This window comes from Streptomyces sp. NPDC031225 (assembly GCF_055570355.1).
Map to the genome: position 1 here is coordinate 533,044 of NZ_JBVIHJ010000001.1, position 15,774 is coordinate 548,817.

A 15,774-nucleotide genomic window follows, 5' to 3' on the forward strand; every position below is an offset into this window, starting at 1 on the left:
TGGCTCAGCGGCTGAGCCACTTGACCTCGTACGCCTGCATGTCGAACCGCTTGCCGTCGACCTGCGCGCTGATCTTCCGGTTCAGGGTGTTGACGACCAGGACCGTCTTGTCGGTGGCGAGGACCCGGACGTTGGGTACGTCGTCCGCGGCGACGGGGACCGTCCGGTACCGCGTGCCCGGCGGGAACGCGGCGCCGAAGCGGCTCAGCAGACCGAACATGGGCAGCTCCCGGCCGCCATCCGCACCGCTGGTCGGCGTCCAGAGGCAGCCCGCGCAGTCCGTGCCCTTCTCGTTCTCCGGGTTCCAGTAGAGGGCGGACGTGGTGCCGCCCCTGGCCAGCGCGATCATTCCGGCGGCCTGGACCGCGACCCGGCGGCTCTCGGACCAGCCCTCGCGTTCGTCCCGGCTGTCGGCGGGCTCGACGTAGTACTCGGCCCACCACAGCGGCAGGTTGCCGGTCTGCCTGCGCACCCAGCGGCTCACCGCGGTGAACTTGTCGGTGGCCGCGAACTCGTTCGGCAGCAGTTCGTCGTCGTTGGTGTAGCTGGAGCCGTCGACGACCACGAAGTCGGCGCCGGCCTTGTGCTGGTTCCAGTAGTCGAAGGCGTCCAGGATCCGCTGGTCCATGGCGCCCCAGGGACCCTTGAAGGTCGTGGAGGCGTCCGTGGAGCGCGGGTCGACGCTGTCCATCACGAGGTACGGCCCGCCCACCATGATCTTGGGGTCGACCTTCTTCAGCGCCTTGTAGACCAGGTTGTACAGCCGGGTGTATCCCTCGTAGTCCCAGCGGGCCTCGCCGTCGTTCCAGAAACCCTTGAACTCGTTCCAGACGATGAAGTGCCGTACGTCCGGATAGCGCTTGGCGACGGTCGCGGCGAGCGCGGCGTAGTCCTTGAAGTGCTCCGGTTCCGGGGCGGTCTCCAGGGCTGCCTTGCTCCAGTCGGTACTGCCGACGCCCGCCTTGCCGCCCTTCATCCAGTCCGGCGCACAGCACAGGGTGATGACCGGGGTGGAGCCGGAGGCCCGGATGAAGTCGACGCGCCGGTCCAGGTCCTCGAAGTCGTAACGCCCCTTGACCGGTTCGGGGTTGTCGGCTCCCCAGCCCATGACGGCCTGGTTCTGCGGCAGCCCGCCGACGTCGGCCAGCATCCCCTCGACACGCTCGGTGGCCGCCGTGCTGCCCTCGTCGGCGCTGAACTGGGTGTGCGTGAACCCCCAGCCCACGTCCGGGGTGTCGGCGTCCGGCGTGGTCGTGGGAGTGCCGTGGACCCTGTCGCCGTTGCGTGATGTGCCGTCGGTGCCCGCGCCGTTCCCCGGAAGCGTGTTGAGGAGGGTCACGAGCAGCGCCAGAGCCACCGCGCCCACACCGAGCAGAGCGGTGAGCCGCCACCGCAGTGCCCCCGAATTCCACCCATGACGTGCCATCGAGGACAACGGTATCCGCGAACACGCCTGTGCGGGCAGAGGTCGTGGATGCACAGCTCTGTAACAGGAGGCGGCGGACGGACCGGAGGCACGGGACGGGCGCGACACAACCGGCGAGGCACGGAAACCGGGTGCGTATGGGGGTCTTGTGCCGGATCATGGCCCGCATGTCTGCGAACCCACACGACGCGTTGCCGATCCGGCTCAACGTCGACGACAGCGACTCACCGTCCGACGTCGTCGACGCGCTGTTCCTCGGCCGCTTCGCGACGGGCGAGCAGCCGTACTCCCACGCGGTCAACATCGACCGGGTCCGCTCCGGGGCCACGCTCCTGCCGACGGGCGCCCGCGTGCTGCGCGTCGCCCGCGACGACGACCGCAGCGCGACCCTCGCCGAGGGCGACGGCTGGACCCTGCTGATCTCCCGCTGGAACCGCGGCGCCGACGTCACCGTCACGGCCACCGACGCCGAGCTGGCCAAGAAGGTCCTCGACCAGGCCACCGACGGCGCGACGGACGAGCCGGAGCCCCAGCCGGAGAACGTCACGATGGGCTTCTGGTACGTCTCCCCCAGGCGCGGCCCGCACCGCACGACCCGGCAGATCTCCGCGGGGACCTGGGACGAGGTCCGGGAGAACTACACGGCACCGGTCGCGGACGCCATGGACCGCCTGATGAAGACGACTCCGGAGAACATCGCGGGCCGCCTGCTCCTGCTCCACGGCCCGCCGGGCACCGGCAAGACCTCGGCCCTGCGCACCCTCGCCCGCTCCTGGCGGGACTGGTGCCAGGTGGACTGCGTCCTGGACCCGGAGCGTCTGTTCAGTGATGTCGGCTATCTGATGGACATCGCGATCGGCGAGGAGGACGCGGCCGGCAAGGGCCGCTGGCGGCTCCTGCTCCTGGAGGACTGCGACGAACTGATCCGCGGTGAGGCCAAGCACACGGCGGGGCAGGCCCTGTCGCGGCTGCTGAACCTGACCGACGGGCTGCTCGGCCAGGGCCGCAACGTCCTGGTGGGGGTGACGACCAACGAGGACCTGGAGCGGCTGCACCCCGCCGTGGTCCGCCCCGGCCGCTGTCTGGCCCGTATCGAGGTCGGCCCGCTGACCCGCGGGGAGGCGGTGGGCTGGCTCGGCACCGAGGAGGGCGTCGGCCGCGAGGGCGCGACGCTGGCGGAGCTGTACGCGCTGCGCCGCGGGACGTCACCGACGACACTGCCGGAGCCGCGGGGAGACGTCGACGCCGGGCTGTACCTCTGAGCTCCGCGGCCGGTGCTTTCATGGAGGTATGACCCTGCACGTCGGCACGTCCGGGTGGCAGTACAAGGACTGGCGTGACGTCCTGTACCCGGCCGGCCTGCCCGTGCGGCTGTAGCTGGAGGAGTACGCGGCGCACTTCTCCACGGTCGAGATCAACAACGCGTTCTACCGGCTGCCGACCCGGGAGCACTTCGAGACGTGGCGGGACCGGCTGCCGCAGGACTTCGTGGTGGCGGTGAAGGCCAGCCGGTATCTGACCCACATCAAGCGTCTGAAGGACCCCGAGGAGCCGGTGGCACGCCTGATGAGCCACGCGGAGGGCCTGGGCCCGCGCCTGGGCCCGGTGCTGCTGCAACTGCCGCCGACTCTGCGCGCGGACACGGCACTGCTCGACACCTGTCTGGGGTGCTTCCCGCCCCGCACTCGTGTCGCGGTCGAGCCACGGCATGACTCCTGGTGGACCCCCGAGGTGCGGAAGGTCCTGGAATCACGGGGCGCGGCCCTGTGCTGGGCCGATGTACGGGCCCGCCCCGTGACCCCGCTGTGGCGCACCGCCGACTGGGGCTACGTCCGCTTCCACGAGGGCCGCGCACAGGCGTGGCCGCACTACGGCAGGCGGGCCCTGGAGACCTGGGCGGAGCGGATCGCGGAGACCTGGGCCGGGGACGAGGACGTGTACGCGTACTTCAACAACGACCCGAACGGTGCCGCGGTACGGAACGCGACGATGTTCGGGTCCCTTTCTCAGCCCTCCCCGTAGCCCGCTCTCAGCCCTCCCCGTAGCCCGCCCGCAGCGCGTCCCGCACGGCGGCGAGGGCCGCCGACTCGTCCAGCCCGAGCCGCCGGGCCCGCTCCACGTACGCCTGGGCAGCCGACGCAAGCTCCCGTTCCGCGGCCGGGCCCGCCGCGGCGACGAGCGTGCCGTTGCGTCCCCTGGTCTCGATCACGCCGTCGCTCTCCAGCGCCCGGTACGCCTTGGCGACGGTGTTCGCGGCGAGCCCGAGCGACTCGGCGAGCCCCCGCACGGTCGGCAGCCGGTACCCCACGGGCAGCACCCCCGCCCGCGCCTGCTCGGAGATCTGCGCCCGCACCTGTTCGTACGGCGGCGCACTGTCGTCGATGTGGATCTTCAGGGTCACGTGCCGATTGTCCCGCACCCGCCGGAAAATGAGAGGCATCCGGGCAAGCCCCCCACGTAGCGTCCGCCTTCATGACCGTGATCGTGCGCGACCTGCGCCCACAGGACCCGGCCGACGTCGAGAACTTCAGCCACGCCCGCCATCTGGCCCTCCCGTTCGTGCTGTGGACCCCGGCCGGTGTCCTGCACCGCCTGGCCCACACCCACCCCACCGCCCGCTACCGGTCCCTGGTCGCCGAGGAGGACGGCGAGGTGATCGGCACGGCCCAGCTCGGCCTCGCCCACGACAGCCCGGAGCCGGGCCAGGGCTACCTCAACGTGTACGTACGCCCGGACCGCACCCGGCACGGCGCCGGCGCCCTCCTCGTCCGCACCGCCGAGGAGCACCTGGCGGCACACGGCGCGACCAGACTGTTCTCCTGGGTCCTGGACGAGCCGCGAAACCGCGCCTTCGCCGAACAGTGCGGCTACCGGGCCAGCCGCTCCGCCCACTTCCTCGGCCTGGACCTGGCGAACGGCGCGCTGCCCCCGCTCCAGCCCCCTCCCCCGGGCGTCGAACTGCGCACCGCCGCCGACTTCGCGGACGACCCGCGCCCGTTCTTCGAACTGGACGCGGAGACCACACTGGACGAACCGAGCGACGTGGGCGCCGAGTTCACGGACTACGACATGTGGATCGAGGAGACCTGGAAGCACCCGCTCCTCGACCACGCCCTGACCACGATCGTCCTCGTCGACGGCCGCCCCGCCGCTTTCAGTGCCGCCCATACGGACGGCGCGGGCCGCTACGCCACCGCCATGACCGGCACCGCCCGTGCCTTCCGCGGTCGCGGCCTCGCCAAGCTCGCCAAGAACCACTCCCTGCACCGCGCCCGCGCCGCCGGACACACCGAGGCCCTCACGGGCAACGACGCCGGAAACGAACCCATGCTCGCGATCAACAAGTGGTTCGGATACGAGATCCGCGCCACGGAGGTACGCCATGTCCGCGAACTCACCTGACCCCAAGACCCTCCTGGACGTCGTCCTGGTCAAGGCGGGCCGCACGAAGATCCGTTACGAGGCCGAACTCCTCGCCGACGACGGCACCCACGTCGCCGTCCGCGCCCCCTGGGCGGGCAAGGGCGTACGCGACTTCGGCTTCGTACGCTTCGAGCCCGGTGACGTCTTCACCGAGCACTACTGGCGCGACCGCTGGTACGCGGTGAAGGAGGTCCGCACACCCGACGGCACCCTCAAGGGCTGGTACTGCGACATCACCCGCCCCGCGGCTCTCGACGGCGCCGAGCTGGTCGTGGAGGACCTGGACCTCGACCTGTGGGTCTCCGCCGACGGCCAGGAGGTACTGCGCCTGGACGAGGACGAGTTCGAGGAGAGCGGTCTGGCGCAGCGGGACCCCGAGGCCGCGTCGGCGGCGACGACGGCCCTGGACGAGCTGGAGGCCTCGGCCCACCGCTTCAGGGACGCGGGGCCGTATCGATCCGCGGCTGCGCCGCGGGACGCGCCAGGCCACGACGAACCCGCAGCCGACACCCACCACTGGCCCCCGACCTCTTAGTCGCTCCTCACCACCACCGCATACCGCTCGTCGTCCACGTCCTTCCCCCACAGCACGGAGTTCTCCGACAGTCTCTCCACGAGGACATGGCCGCCGAGCGGTTCCACCAGCTTGGCCACCACGTCGGCGGGTATCCCGACCTGCCCCCACACCCCCTCCACCAGCACGAGCCGCCCGGCCGGCCGCAGCAACCCCCACCACCACCGCAGCGCCCGGCCGGGATCGGGCAGCGCCCACAGCACATGCCGTCCGAGCACCACGTCGAAGCGCTGCTCCCCCACCGGCGGCATCGCCGCGTCACCGACCAGGAACGCCGCGTCACGCCCGGCGAGCTTCGCGCGAGCCAGCTCGACCATCGCCGGGGAGAGGTCCACCCCGGTGACACGGTGTCCCTGCTCGGCCGCGAGGAGCGACAGACTCCCGGTCCCGCACCCGAGGTCGAGGACATCGCCCGCGCCGGCCGGGAGCCAGTCGCGCAGCCGCTCGGCCCAGGCCCCGCGCACCTCGGGGTCACGCAGTCCGTGATCCGGCTCCTCGTCGAAGGACGGCGCCTCGGCGTCCCAGTCCACGTCCGCCGCCCCGCCCCCGTTGTCCCTGTTCTTCGCCATACGCCCAAGAGTGACACCCGCCACTGACAATCGAATCGTGACAGCCGCCACTGACAGATCAGGGACCGATGAGGAACTCTCCCCCAAAGGGTCTATCTCCGTGAGAACGCGGAACTCGGTAGGCACTGAAGGAGGCAGTCATGCGCCGCACCACCGTGCAGAAGCCCCTGAAGAGGACGGACGCCCGCCGGATCCGCGAGGAGGCCGACGAACGCCCCGCGGGTCGACCCGAGGTCCGGAAGGACATCGCCCGCACGTGGTGGCCGGACGGCTGACGGCGCCTGCCATGCCCCCGTCTCAGACCAGTCGCTTGCGGTAGTGGACGCGGTCGTAGGGCCCGTCCACTCGCCGCTCCACGACCTCATAACCGAACTTCGGGTAGATCTTCTGGTTCTCCCACATCAGCGCGTTCGTGCAGAGCCTGACTTCGGGCAGCCCCCGCGCACGCGCGTGTGTCTCGACGAACCGCAGCAGCCGTCCCCCCACGCCCTGTGCCTGCGCGTCGGGACGGACGGCGATGGTGTCGAGATACAGATGGTCCGCGTACTCCTCGACCACCACGAGTCCGCTCACGGGGTCGCCCGTGACGAACACCTGTCCCGCGGCCACGTTCGCCGCGTGGTCCCGCTCCATGGGCTGCGGCACATGCCCGATGCGCTCGGTGTAGTGCGCGAACGCCGCGTCGGTCACGGCCTTCACGGCCGGCACGTCGGCCGTTTCGGCGGGCCGGATCTCCTCGTTCGTCATGCGCGCACGCTATCCACCTGATCTGCGTCTCAGCATTCCCTTAAGAGGGCCATAAAGATCGCCACCGACCGTCCCAAGCTGGGGATTTCACGGTTTCTTTGATCCGGCACCCGTCAGTTCCGGTTCCGAGGAGATCCCCCATGCCCGCACGCCGCAAGGCCGCCGTCGCCGTGGCCCCGCTCGCCCTGACCGTGCTGGCCGTCGCACCCGCGTCCGCGCACGGCTCGATGGGCGACCCGGTCAGCCGGGTCGCCCAGTGCTACGCGGAGGGTCCCGAGAACCCGAGGTCGGGCGCGTGCCGGGCGGCGGTCGCGGCTGGGGGTACCCCCTCTGGGGGAGGCACCCAGGCGCTCTACGACTGGAACGGCATCCGGATCGGCGACGCGAACGGACGGCACCAGGAGCTGATCCCGGACGGCAGGCTGTGCAGCGCGAACAACGAGGAGTTCAAGGGGCTCGACCTGGCCCGGGCCGACTGGCCGGCGACGAGCGTGCGCGGCGGGTCGTACACCTTCAGGTACCGCGTGACCGCCCCGCACAAGGGCACCTTCGAGGTGTACCTCACCAAGCCGGGCTACGACCCCTCGCAGCCGCTCGCCTGGGACGACCTGGACCTGTCGCACCCGGTCGCGACGGCCACCGACCCGGTCGCCTCGGGCGGCTACTACACGTTCTCCGGCACCCTCCCCGAGCGCTCCGGCAGGCAGCTCCTGTACGCGGTCTGGCAGCGCTCTGACAGCCCGGAGGCGTTCTACTCCTGTTCGGACGTGACGTTCGGGGACGGCTCCGGTGGCGCGGCGAGCGGTTCGGCCCCCGCCCCGGTCGCCTCCGCTCCCTCCGAGGAGCAGATCGAGGCGGGGGCCGAGGAGTCGACGGTCGAGCACCAGGGGCACGGCGACAGCGACGCGAGCACGTCGGCGGAGCCGGTGGCGGACACCGCGAGCACCCCGGCCAACGACCCGAAGGCGGCGGGGACTTCGCCGCGTCTGGCCGAGACGGGCGGGGACGGCAGCACGCCGTATCTCGCGATGGGCGGTGCGGCCGTTCTCGCGGCGGGCGCGGCGCTCCTGTTCGGCTCGGTCCGGCGGCGTGCGGTGAACGGCGCGGGACGGCACGGCCGTTGAGCGCGTGAGACTCCGGGGCCTGTCGGGCGGCTCAGGCCGGACAGGCCCCGGCATCGGTCAACTCAACGCCGACGCGCAGGTGGTGGTGGAGGCATGCGCCGGGTCGAGGGCGTTGGCCACCTCGTGGAAGGCGATCCGGTCGAACAGTCCGATGGCGGCGTGTTCGGAGAGGTCGAGCGGGCACAGGTCCTGGAGCAGCACGTTGTGGACGCCGGATCCGCTGAGGAACTGGCTCCGGTACGGCGTCACGACCTCGTCGTACCTGGTGGCGAGGACCGTGTACCTGACGCCGGGGACGGTGTCGCCGCCCTCGTTGAGCTTGGTGAGGAAGGGGGAGCCGACGACCTGGTCGGCGAGGGCGGGGGTGTTGGTGGTGAGGAAGTCCCCGATGCCGGGGAAGTACGGCAGCAGGTTGGTGAGGCCCGACAGGGTGGTGCCGTGGTTGTCGGGGGCGATGCCGACGAGGGCGTTCACCTTGGCGGCTCCGCCGAGGAACTTGAGGTAGTAGCGGGGCATCAGGCCGCCCTGCGAGTGGCCGACGAGGTCGGTCTCGGTGGCTCCGGTGGCGGCGAGCACCTTGTCGACGAAGGTCTTCAGCTGTTCCGCCGACTTGTCGATCGGGCCGAGACCGTGGATCAGGGGCACGCCGGCCAGCTGACCGTAGTCGAAGGAGAAGAGGCAGTAGCCGCGGTCCTCCAGGTACGGGGCGAGGGCCAGCCAGTTGTCCGTGGCGTTGGCGAAGGTGCCGTGGACGAGGACGACGGGGCGGGGGTGGGCGGCTGAGGGTGTGCAGGACCAGTCGTTCCAGCCGTGGCTGGGGGCGTCGGCCGCCTGGGCGACACCGGCGGCGGGGACGACGGCGACCGCGGCGGTCAGCAGGAGGGCGGAGAGGGGTCTGAGCAGTCGTTTCCAGGGCAGCATCGTGTGATCTCCTTGCGGCTCAAGGGAGGTGCGATGGCCTTACGCCCTGTGACCCGGATCACGAGGATGCTGTTCAATTCGAAAGTTACGGACGAGTAGTGCACTTGTGAAGTTACGCGTCAGTAAAAACTTCCAGTGATAACCGCGTCGACTGCATCTGCTGATGAACCGTCACCAGGCGGGCCTGATGGGACCATAGGGAGCAATGCGCCCCAATCGCTCGCTCAACGCGCGCACTTCACTCTCACCGAGTACGTCGACCCACGCCCGTACGGCCTCGGCGGCGGCCTCTTCCGCCGCACGGGTGCAGGCCCACCCCCGCTCGGTCAGCACGACGAGCCGGGCCCGCGCGTCCGCGGGATGCGGCCGCCGCTCGGCATACCCCTTGCGCACGATCTCGTCGACCAGCTGACTGGCGGCCTGCTTGGTCACCCCGAGATGGGTCGCGATCTCGGTGGCGGTCGCCCCGTCCGGCGCGAGCCGCGCGAACGCGAAACCCCAGGCGGGCCGCGCCTCGAACCCCCGGGCGACGACCCCGTCGTTGATGCGGTGCGTCAGATCGCCGGCGGCGGCGAGCAGGGCGGCGGACAGGGTGAGGGCTTCGGAGTTCTGCACTCAGGCATTGAAACACCCTTGACTAATTGGTCAAGCAGCTTGACTATGAATCCACATAGTCAACCTGCTTGACCATCTCTCGATCAGTCCCGGAGGCCACCCATGCCCGTAGTCCGCTCGTCCGACGCCGTCACCCACGAGATCCACGGCGCCCGCTTCGTCTCGTACGCCACTCCCCTGAGCGGCGCCAAGGAGCTCTGTGCCTGGCGGGGCGAGATCCCCGCGGGGACGAAGGCGCCGGCGCACACCGTCAACCGCGAGGAGATCTTCCATCTGCTCATCGGCGAACTCTTGATCACCCTCGACGACACCACTCACCGGATCACCGCCGGTGACACGGTGATCATCAACCCCGGCGCGACCCTGGCCGTCGAGAACCCGACCGCCCACACCGCGATCTCCTGGGTCACGACCTCCATCGGCCTGGAGGCGGAACTGGCCGACGGCACCCGCATCACTCCCCCGTGGGCCAACTGACCGCTATGCCGCCAGCGTTCCCGGCAGCACCGCGAGCGGGCCGAACCTGGCGCGGGCGCGGTCCGCGGCCTCCTCGATGCGGCGGAGTTTGTCGTCGACGGGGTCGAAGGTGAGCTGGTGGGAGGCCTGTTCGGCGGGGTCGAGCCCCTCGGCGCGGAGGGACATCGAACGGACCCGGGCCCGTTGGAGGCCCAGCGCCTCGTACATGCCGTAGGCCACCCTGGTCAGGGCCGCCGAGTGGGCGGTGGGTTCACCGAGGGTGCGGGTGCGGGTGGTCGCGCTGCGGTCGGCGTAGCGGACGGTGAGGGTCAGGGTGCGGCAGACCTTGTCGAGGGCGCGCAGCCGGGAGCCCAGTTCCTCGGCGGCGGAGAGCAGGGCTCGGCGGTGCCGGCCGGGCGACAACTCGTCGCGGGTGAAGGGGCGTTCGGTGGCGAGGGACCGGGAGACGCCGTTCGGGACCACTCGGCCGCGGTCCACTCCGTTCGCCTTCTCGTGCAGGTCTCGGCCGGCCTTCGCGCCGACGAGGCGCTGGAGTGTGGACAGGGGCGCGGTGGCGACCCGGCCCAGGGTGTCGAGGCCGTACTCCCACAGGGTGCGGGCGGTCGCGGCGCCGACGCCGGGGAGCGCGGCGACGGGCCGGCCGGCGAGGAAGTCCACCGCCGTGTCCTCGGGGACCGCGCAGGTCACCCCGGGCCTGGCGTCCTTCAGCGCCATGCGGGCCAGCATCGGTCCGGGCCCGGCGCCGATCGCGCAGTCGACGCCGTGCAGGGCGAGGGCGCGGACCCGGATCACCGAGGCCAGCTCGACGGCGTCCCGCTTGAAGTACCGTTCGGCGCCCCGCAGATCGGCCAGTGCCCCGTCCGGTGGCAGCGCCTCGACGACCGGCGTGAACTCCTCCAGGAGGCCGAGCAGTTCGGGCAGGGCCGCCTCCCGCGTCGGCGGCAGCTGGAAACGTACGCAGAGGATGGTCATCCCGCACTCCCCGGACTCTGGTGCCACAACTTCCGTACCTGTGAAGCCTCTTGACCCGCCGGTCGCAGATCGGCCCACGGATGCAGTTCGTATCCCGTCGGCATGTGGATTCGCCTGCCGCCCGTCGGATCCCCGGTGGCGTCACCATCCGCTTCCGGCACCGGCACCGGCACCGGCTCCGCCAGCCGCGCCGCGACCGCGTCGAGGCCTTCGGCGTCCCGCAGTTCGACCAGTTCGGCGAGGTTCCAGGCGGCCGAGCCCACCACGCTGAGGCTGCGCGGACCGCGCCGCTGCACCACTCCGCGCACCAGCAGCAGCCAGGAGTGGAAGACGGTGTGCGCGCAGGCGTCGTGCGAGTCGTCGAAGAAGGCGAGGTCGACCAGGCCGGTGCCGTCGTCCAGGGTGGTGAAGATGACCCGCTTGCCGGACCGGATCGGCGGGGTCTGGGTGGCGGCCTTGGCGCCCGCGACCAGCACGGCCTCTCCGTGCCGCGCCTCCCGCAGCCGCCGTGCGCCGACCACGCCCAACTCCCGCAGGAACTCCTGGTGGTCGTCCATCAGGTTGCGCGAGACGTCCATCGACAGCACCCCCAGTTCGGCGCTGAGCCGCTCCACGGAGGAGAGGTCGGGAAGCCCGGCCGAGGCCGTCTTACGGCCGCCGGACAAGGGGAGTTGGCTCCCGCGGCCGGCACGCGCACCCCGGTGCAGTTCGGTCAGGTGCAGTTGCAGATCACGCCGGTTGGCGCCGAACGCGTCCAACGCCCCTACCTGGGCGAGTCTTTGGGCCACCGGGCGGCTCGGCCGCGCCCGCTCCCAGAAGTCCAGCAGCGAGGCGTACGGCTGCCCCTGGGCGATCCGCGCCGCCTCGGCCTCGCTGATGCCGTGCACGTCGGAGAGGGCCAGCCGCAGCCCCCACACCCTCGGTGATTCAGACACCAGTTCGATACGGTGGGCGACCGCCGACCGGTTCACGTCCAGCGGCAGGATCGGCACCCCGCGCCGCCGCGCGTCCGCCAGCAGCAGCCGCTTCGGATACATCCCGGGGTCGTGCGTGAGCAGCCCCGCGTAGAAGGCGGCCGGGTGGTGCGCCTTCAACCACGCCGACTGGTACGTCGGTACGGCGAAGGCGACCGCGTGCGCCTTGCAGAAGCCGTACGACCCGAAGGCCTCGACGATCTCCCAGGTCCGCTGAATCGTTTCCGCGCTGTATCCGTTCGCCGCCGCGTGCTGCGCGAACCAGAACCGGATCCGCCCCTGCGACTCCGGTTCGGACAGCCCGCGCCGCACCCGGTCCGCCTCGCCGCGTCCGCAGCCGGTCATGATGTCGACGATGTCGATGATCTGCTCGTGGAAGACGACGACCCCGTACGTCCCCTTCAGCGGCCGCTCCAGATCCCGGTGCGGATACCTGACGGGCGCCCGCCCGTGCCGCGCCTCGATGAACGGCCGCACCATGTCGGCGGCGACCGGGCCGGGCCGGAAGAGCGAGATGTCGACGACGAGGTCGTGGAAGGTCTCCGGCTGCAACCGCCCCACCAGGTCCCGCTGCCCCGGCGACTCGATCTGGAAGCAGCCCAACGTCTCTGCGGACCGGATGAGTTGGTACGTCGCCGGGTCTCCCGGCGGCACCGCGTCCAGGTCGACCCGCTCCCCCGTACCCCGCTCCACCTCGGCGACCGCGTGCGCCATCGCCGACTGCATCCGCACGCCGAGCACGTCGAGCTTGAGCAGCCCGAGGTCCTCGACGTCCTCCTTGTCGAACTGCGACATGGGCAGCCCCTCGCCGCTGGTCGGCACGACCGGTGTACGGCTCAGCAGCGACGCGTCGGAGAGCAGCACCCCGCACGGATGCATGGCGATCCCGCGCGGCAGGGCGTCGAGGGCCTCGACCAGCTCCCACAACCTGCCGTGACGCTCCTTCTCCCCTGCCAGCGCCTTGAGTTCGGGCAGTTCCTCCAGCGCCGCGCGGACATCGCGGGCCCGGATGTGCGGGAAGGACTTGGCGATCCGGTCGATGTCGGCGGGGTCCATCGACAGGGCCGCCCCCACGTCCCGGATCGCGTGCCGCACCCGGTACGTCTCCGGCATCGCGACGGTGGCGACCCGCTCGGTGCCGAACCGTCCGATGATCGCCCGGTAGACCTCCAGCCGGCGCGCGGACTCCACGTCGATGTCGATGTCGGGCAGGACGAGCCGCCGCGTGGACAGGAACCGCTCCATCAGCAGCCCGTGTTCGACGGGATCGGCGTGGGCGATACCGAGGAGGTGGTTGACCAGGGAGCCGGCGCCGGACCCACGGGCGGCCACCCGGATCCCCATGTCCCGTACGTCGTCGACGACCTGAGCGACCGTCAGGAAGTAGGAGGCGAAGCCGTGGTGGGCGATGATGTCCAGTTCCTGGTGCATCCGTTCCCAGTAGGCGCCCTTGCCCGCGTAGCCCTTGCGCACCATCCCCGCCGCCGCCCGCGAGGCCAGCGTCCGCTGGGCGGTGCGCCGGCCGACGCCGACGAGACGCGCCTCGGGGAAGTGGACGGTACCGATACCGAGGTCGTCCTCGGGGTCCACGACACACTCGGACGCGGCCGTCTGCGTCTGCTCCAGCAGCCGGTACCCGGTGTCGCGCCGGAAGCCCGCGGCCTCGACGATCCGCTCGGCGGCCCCCAGCATCGCACCGGAGTCCTTGAGCCAGGCCTCGCCGGAGTCCAGCTCCCCGACGGCACCGACGGGGACGAGCCGGCGGGCGGAGTCCAGGACGTCGGCGACCGGGCCCAGGCCCGCGTCGGCATACCGGACGGCGTTGCTGAGCACGGGCCGGATCCGCTGTTCGGCGGCGAAGCCGACGGTACGGGCGGCCAGCCGCAGGGAGCCGGGCCCGGTGCCGTTGCGCCCGTGCCAGACGGCTTCGAGCCGCAGGGCGTCGCCGTAGGCCTCCCGCCAGGGGGCGAGGAGGCGGGCGGCCCGGTCGGGGCGGCCGGCGGCAAGGGCACGGCCTACGTCGGAGGCGGGACCGAGCAGCACGGTCAGCCCGTCCCCCCGGTTCTCGGTCCACGGCAACAGGGGGATGCCCTCCGCGCCCTTGCCGGAGTGCGCCACGGTGACCAGCCGGCACAGGTCGGCCCAGCCTCGGGCACCGTCCCGGGCGAGAAAGGTGACACGGGGAGTCGACTCGTCGACGAAGGCACCTCCGCGCACAGGAGCGCGGCGCCGCTCCTGCCGCACGGACCCGGTCTCCTCCACCGCCAGCTCCACCCCGAACAACGGCCGCACCCCGGCCTTCGCGCAGGCCTTGGCGAAGCGGACCGTGCCGGCGAGGGTGTCGCGGTCGGTGAGGGCGAGGGCGTCCATGCCCCGCTCGGAGGCGCGCTCGGCCAGGCGCTCCGGGTGCGAGGCGCCGTGGCGCAGGGAGAACCCGGAGGCGGTGTGCAGATGGGTGAAGCCGGGCATCCGCACCTCCCACCTCGAATATCGAACACCAGTTCCTTGCTGCCCCATCTCCACCATAGACCAACTATCGAACTCTTGTACGACAACCCTTCGGCCGCCTCCCACCTGCGAAAACGTCCGCCCTGCGGCCACTGCCCAGCAGCCCGGCGGCCCTGGACGCACGGAAGTCCCGCCCCTCGCACAAGGGGCGGGACTCCACAGCGCCGGATCGTCAGCCGATCGAGGTCCCGGTCGCCGACAGCGCCTCCGTCACCGGCTGGAAGAACGTCTCCCCGCCGGAGGTGCAGTCACCGCTGCCGCCCGACGTCAGGCCGATCGCGCTGCTGCCGGAGAACAGCGACCCGCCGCTGTCCCCGGGCTCCGCGCACACATCGGTCTGGATCAGCCCGTTCACGATGTCGCCGTTGCCGTAGTTCACGGTCGCGTCCAGCCCGGTGACCTTCCCGGAGTGCACCTGGGTCGTGGACCCGCTGCGCGTCACGGACTGACCGACGGTCGCCGACGCCGCACCGGTGATCGCCTGCGCGGACCCGTTGTAGAGGTTCACCTCGCTGGGGTGGGCGACCTCGGCCGTGTACTTCACCAGCCCGAAGTCGTTGTCCGGGAAGCTCGACACCTCGTTGGTGCCGATCTCGTTCCCGCTGGAGTCCGACCAGGTCGAGATCGCCTCGGTGCAGTGCCCCGCGGTGAGGAAGTACGGCTCGCCGCCCTTGACCACGTTGAACCCCAGCGAGCACCGCCCGCCGGACCCCGAGATCGCGTCACCGCCCGCGACGAAGGGCTTGAACTCCGCCTTCGTGCGCTGGAGTTCGGCCACCGACCCCAGCCCGTCGACCACCTTGGTGAGCTTGGTCCACTCGGCCTCGGACACCGTGCGGTCGGCGGTGACGACGACCTTGTTGGTCGTCGGGTCGGTCACCCAGGACGTCCCCGGGATGGTCGCGTCGCTCTTGAGCGTCGTACGCGCGCTCTTCAGCTCGGCGAGGGAGTTCGCGACGATTCTCGCCGAGGCCCCTGCCGCCGACACGGTCCGCGCCGCGTCCTCGTCGAGGACGTTCACCACGAGACTCCTGGTCTTCGCGTCATAGAACGTCCCGGCCGCGTCCGCGCCCAGGTCGGCCCCGAGCGTCGAGGCGAGCTTTCCGGCCGCGAGGGCCGAGAGGGTCTTGACTTCGGGCGAGGCCGGCGTCTCACTGGCGTTCGCAGTCTGCAAGGTGACTCCCGCGGCGACCAGCGCGGCGACACCCGCGCCTGCCACGACGATCCGCCGCCTGGGTATGCGTCGGTGCTTCAACTCGCGTCCTCCTGTGGGGGGTCGGTCCAGGAAAGTGGGGGGATCCCGTGGACCGGAAGGCTGGTTGACAGGCGCCTACTCTTCCGAACCCCCCAGGGGGCGCACAAGGTTGACTTCAGGACGCGCGTAGAACGCGGTTGCGCGCCCCTTTCGATTTGACCGTGCACAGTCACACCAGGCGAATTCGCA

15 protein-coding genes and 1 pseudogene are annotated in these 15,774 nt (G+C 71.2%); 7 read left to right on the top strand and 9 right to left on the bottom strand.

Translation table 11 applies throughout. The annotated features are described in order from the left end of the window. Positions 1 to 4 precede the first annotated feature (4 nt). Positions 5 to 1,426 carry a GH39 family glycosyl hydrolase gene (locus tag ACZ48Z_RS02445; RefSeq protein WP_468733913.1) on the bottom strand — a complete coding sequence of 474 codons (1,422 nt, stop codon included), beginning with the start codon at positions 1,424 to 1,426 and terminating at the stop codon, positions 5 to 7. A gap of 167 nt (positions 1,427 to 1,593) precedes the next feature. Here ACZ48Z_RS02445 and ACZ48Z_RS02450 point away from each other — a divergent pair, with 167 nt between their 5' ends. Continuing rightward, the gene (locus tag ACZ48Z_RS02450) at positions 1,594 to 2,688 is read left to right on the top strand and encodes a DUF5925 domain-containing protein (RefSeq protein ID WP_468733914.1); all 1,095 of its coding nucleotides are present in this window, start codon (positions 1,594 to 1,596) and stop codon (positions 2,686 to 2,688) included. A gap of 28 nt (positions 2,689 to 2,716) precedes the next feature. After that, positions 2,717 to 3,448, top strand: a pseudogene (locus ACZ48Z_RS02455) (DUF72 domain-containing protein). Between the two features lie 7 nt (positions 3,449 to 3,455). Here the strand turns inward: ACZ48Z_RS02455 and ACZ48Z_RS02460 are convergent. Further along, positions 3,456 to 3,827 (bottom strand): GntR family transcriptional regulator, encoded by a 372-nt coding sequence (locus tag ACZ48Z_RS02460; RefSeq protein WP_328745942.1) that lies wholly within the window; start codon positions 3,825 to 3,827, stop codon positions 3,456 to 3,458. Positions 3,828 to 3,898: 71 nt separating this feature from the next. On the opposite strand from ACZ48Z_RS02460, the gene ACZ48Z_RS02465 reads away from it, so the two are divergent. Together ACZ48Z_RS02465 and ACZ48Z_RS02470 are read left to right on the top strand one after the other, a co-directional pair. Then, entirely contained in the window at positions 3,899 to 4,828 is a 930-nt protein-coding gene (locus tag ACZ48Z_RS02465; RefSeq protein ID WP_468733915.1) for a GNAT family N-acetyltransferase, read from the top strand. Then, a complete protein-coding gene (locus ACZ48Z_RS02470; protein WP_468733916.1) occupies positions 4,809 to 5,384 on the top strand; it encodes a ribonuclease FAU-1 family protein in 576 nt (191 codons plus the stop codon). The genes ACZ48Z_RS02465 and ACZ48Z_RS02470 overlap by 20 nt, the downstream gene beginning before the upstream one ends. On the opposite strand, the gene ACZ48Z_RS02475 is transcribed toward ACZ48Z_RS02470, so the two are convergent. Further along, the gene (locus tag ACZ48Z_RS02475) at positions 5,381 to 5,992 is read right to left on the bottom strand and encodes a class I SAM-dependent methyltransferase (RefSeq protein WP_468733917.1); all 612 of its coding nucleotides are present in this window, start codon (positions 5,990 to 5,992) and stop codon (positions 5,381 to 5,383) included. The genes ACZ48Z_RS02470 and ACZ48Z_RS02475 overlap by 4 nt on opposite strands. A 140-nt stretch (positions 5,993 to 6,132) precedes the next feature. Here ACZ48Z_RS02475 and ACZ48Z_RS02480 point away from each other — a divergent pair, with 140 nt between their 5' ends. Then, the gene (locus tag ACZ48Z_RS02480; RefSeq protein ID WP_123759758.1) at positions 6,133 to 6,267 is read left to right on the top strand and encodes a hypothetical protein; all 135 of its coding nucleotides are present in this window, start codon (positions 6,133 to 6,135) and stop codon (positions 6,265 to 6,267) included. Between the two features lie 22 nt (positions 6,268 to 6,289). Here ACZ48Z_RS02480 and ACZ48Z_RS02485 read toward each other — a convergent pair whose 3' ends face one another. Continuing rightward, positions 6,290 to 6,739, bottom strand: coding sequence for a GNAT family N-acetyltransferase (locus tag ACZ48Z_RS02485; RefSeq protein WP_468733918.1), 450 nt, complete (start codon positions 6,737 to 6,739; stop codon positions 6,290 to 6,292). A gap of 140 nt (positions 6,740 to 6,879) precedes the next feature. On the opposite strand from ACZ48Z_RS02485, the gene ACZ48Z_RS02490 reads away from it, so the two are divergent. Further along, positions 6,880 to 7,863, top strand: coding sequence for a lytic polysaccharide monooxygenase auxiliary activity family 9 protein (locus ACZ48Z_RS02490; protein ID WP_468733919.1), 984 nt, complete (start codon positions 6,880 to 6,882; stop codon positions 7,861 to 7,863). A gap of 57 nt (positions 7,864 to 7,920) precedes the next feature. Here the strand turns inward: ACZ48Z_RS02490 and ACZ48Z_RS02495 are convergent, their stop codons facing one another. Both ACZ48Z_RS02495 and ACZ48Z_RS02500 read right to left on the bottom strand, forming a co-directional pair. Continuing rightward, a complete protein-coding gene (locus tag ACZ48Z_RS02495; RefSeq protein ID WP_468733920.1) occupies positions 7,921 to 8,784 on the bottom strand; it encodes an esterase/lipase family protein in 864 nt (287 codons plus the stop codon). Positions 8,785 to 8,955: 171 nt separating this feature from the next. Next, complete coding sequence (locus tag ACZ48Z_RS02500; protein WP_468733921.1) at positions 8,956 to 9,399, bottom strand: MarR family winged helix-turn-helix transcriptional regulator; 444 nt, start codon at positions 9,397 to 9,399, stop codon at positions 8,956 to 8,958. 102 nt (positions 9,400 to 9,501) lie between these two features. Between ACZ48Z_RS02500 and ACZ48Z_RS02505 the strand changes: the two genes are divergently transcribed. Beyond that, on the top strand, positions 9,502 to 9,876 hold the full coding sequence (locus ACZ48Z_RS02505) for a cupin domain-containing protein (protein ID WP_468733922.1): 375 nt from the start codon (positions 9,502 to 9,504) through the stop codon (positions 9,874 to 9,876). A gap of 3 nt (positions 9,877 to 9,879) precedes the next feature. Here ACZ48Z_RS02505 and ACZ48Z_RS02510 read toward each other — a convergent pair whose 3' ends face one another. From ACZ48Z_RS02510 to ACZ48Z_RS02520, 3 genes are all read right to left on the bottom strand, one after another. Then, positions 9,880 to 10,848 carry a DNA polymerase Y family protein gene (locus ACZ48Z_RS02510; protein WP_468733923.1) on the bottom strand — a complete coding sequence of 323 codons (969 nt, stop codon included), beginning with the start codon at positions 10,846 to 10,848 and terminating at the stop codon, positions 9,880 to 9,882. Next, complete coding sequence (locus ACZ48Z_RS02515) at positions 10,845 to 14,291, bottom strand: DNA polymerase III subunit alpha (protein WP_468733924.1); 3,447 nt, start codon at positions 14,289 to 14,291, stop codon at positions 10,845 to 10,847. Before ACZ48Z_RS02515 ends, ACZ48Z_RS02510 begins: the two co-directional genes overlap by 4 nt. Before the next feature lie 211 nt (positions 14,292 to 14,502). After that, on the bottom strand, positions 14,503 to 15,585 hold the full coding sequence (locus tag ACZ48Z_RS02520; protein WP_468733925.1) for a S1 family peptidase: 1,083 nt from the start codon (positions 15,583 to 15,585) through the stop codon (positions 14,503 to 14,505). Positions 15,586 to 15,774: the final 189 nt, after the last annotated feature.

What these genes read in the sequence shown, in the direction of transcription:
- ACZ48Z_RS02475 (WP_468733917.1), bottom strand. Translation starts at nt 5,992, where the DNA reads ATGGCGAAGAACAGGGACAACGGGGGCGGGGCGGCGGACGTGGACTGG.
- ACZ48Z_RS02480 (WP_123759758.1), top strand. Translation starts at nt 6,133, where the DNA reads ATGCGCCGCACCACCGTGCAGAAGCCCCTGAAGAGGACGGACGCCCGC.
- ACZ48Z_RS02510 (WP_468733923.1), bottom strand. Translation starts at nt 10,848, where the DNA reads ATGACCATCCTCTGCGTACGTTTCCAGCTGCCGCCGACGCGGGAGGCG.
- ACZ48Z_RS02505 (WP_468733922.1), top strand. Translation starts at nt 9,502, where the DNA reads ATGCCCGTAGTCCGCTCGTCCGACGCCGTCACCCACGAGATCCACGGC.
- ACZ48Z_RS02445 (WP_468733913.1), bottom strand. Translation starts at nt 1,426, where the DNA reads ATGGCACGTCATGGGTGGAATTCGGGGGCACTGCGGTGGCGGCTCACC.
- ACZ48Z_RS02450 (WP_468733914.1), top strand. Translation starts at nt 1,594, where the DNA reads ATGTCTGCGAACCCACACGACGCGTTGCCGATCCGGCTCAACGTCGAC.
- ACZ48Z_RS02490 (WP_468733919.1), top strand. Translation starts at nt 6,880, where the DNA reads ATGCCCGCACGCCGCAAGGCCGCCGTCGCCGTGGCCCCGCTCGCCCTG.
- ACZ48Z_RS02515 (WP_468733924.1), bottom strand. Translation starts at nt 14,291, where the DNA reads ATGCCCGGCTTCACCCATCTGCACACCGCCTCCGGGTTCTCCCTGCGC.
- ACZ48Z_RS02485 (WP_468733918.1), bottom strand. Translation starts at nt 6,739, where the DNA reads ATGACGAACGAGGAGATCCGGCCCGCCGAAACGGCCGACGTGCCGGCC.
- ACZ48Z_RS02465 (WP_468733915.1), top strand. Translation starts at nt 3,899, where the DNA reads ATGACCGTGATCGTGCGCGACCTGCGCCCACAGGACCCGGCCGACGTC.
- ACZ48Z_RS02495 (WP_468733920.1), bottom strand. Translation starts at nt 8,784, where the DNA reads ATGCTGCCCTGGAAACGACTGCTCAGACCCCTCTCCGCCCTCCTGCTG.
- ACZ48Z_RS02470 (WP_468733916.1), top strand. Translation starts at nt 4,809, where the DNA reads ATGTCCGCGAACTCACCTGACCCCAAGACCCTCCTGGACGTCGTCCTG.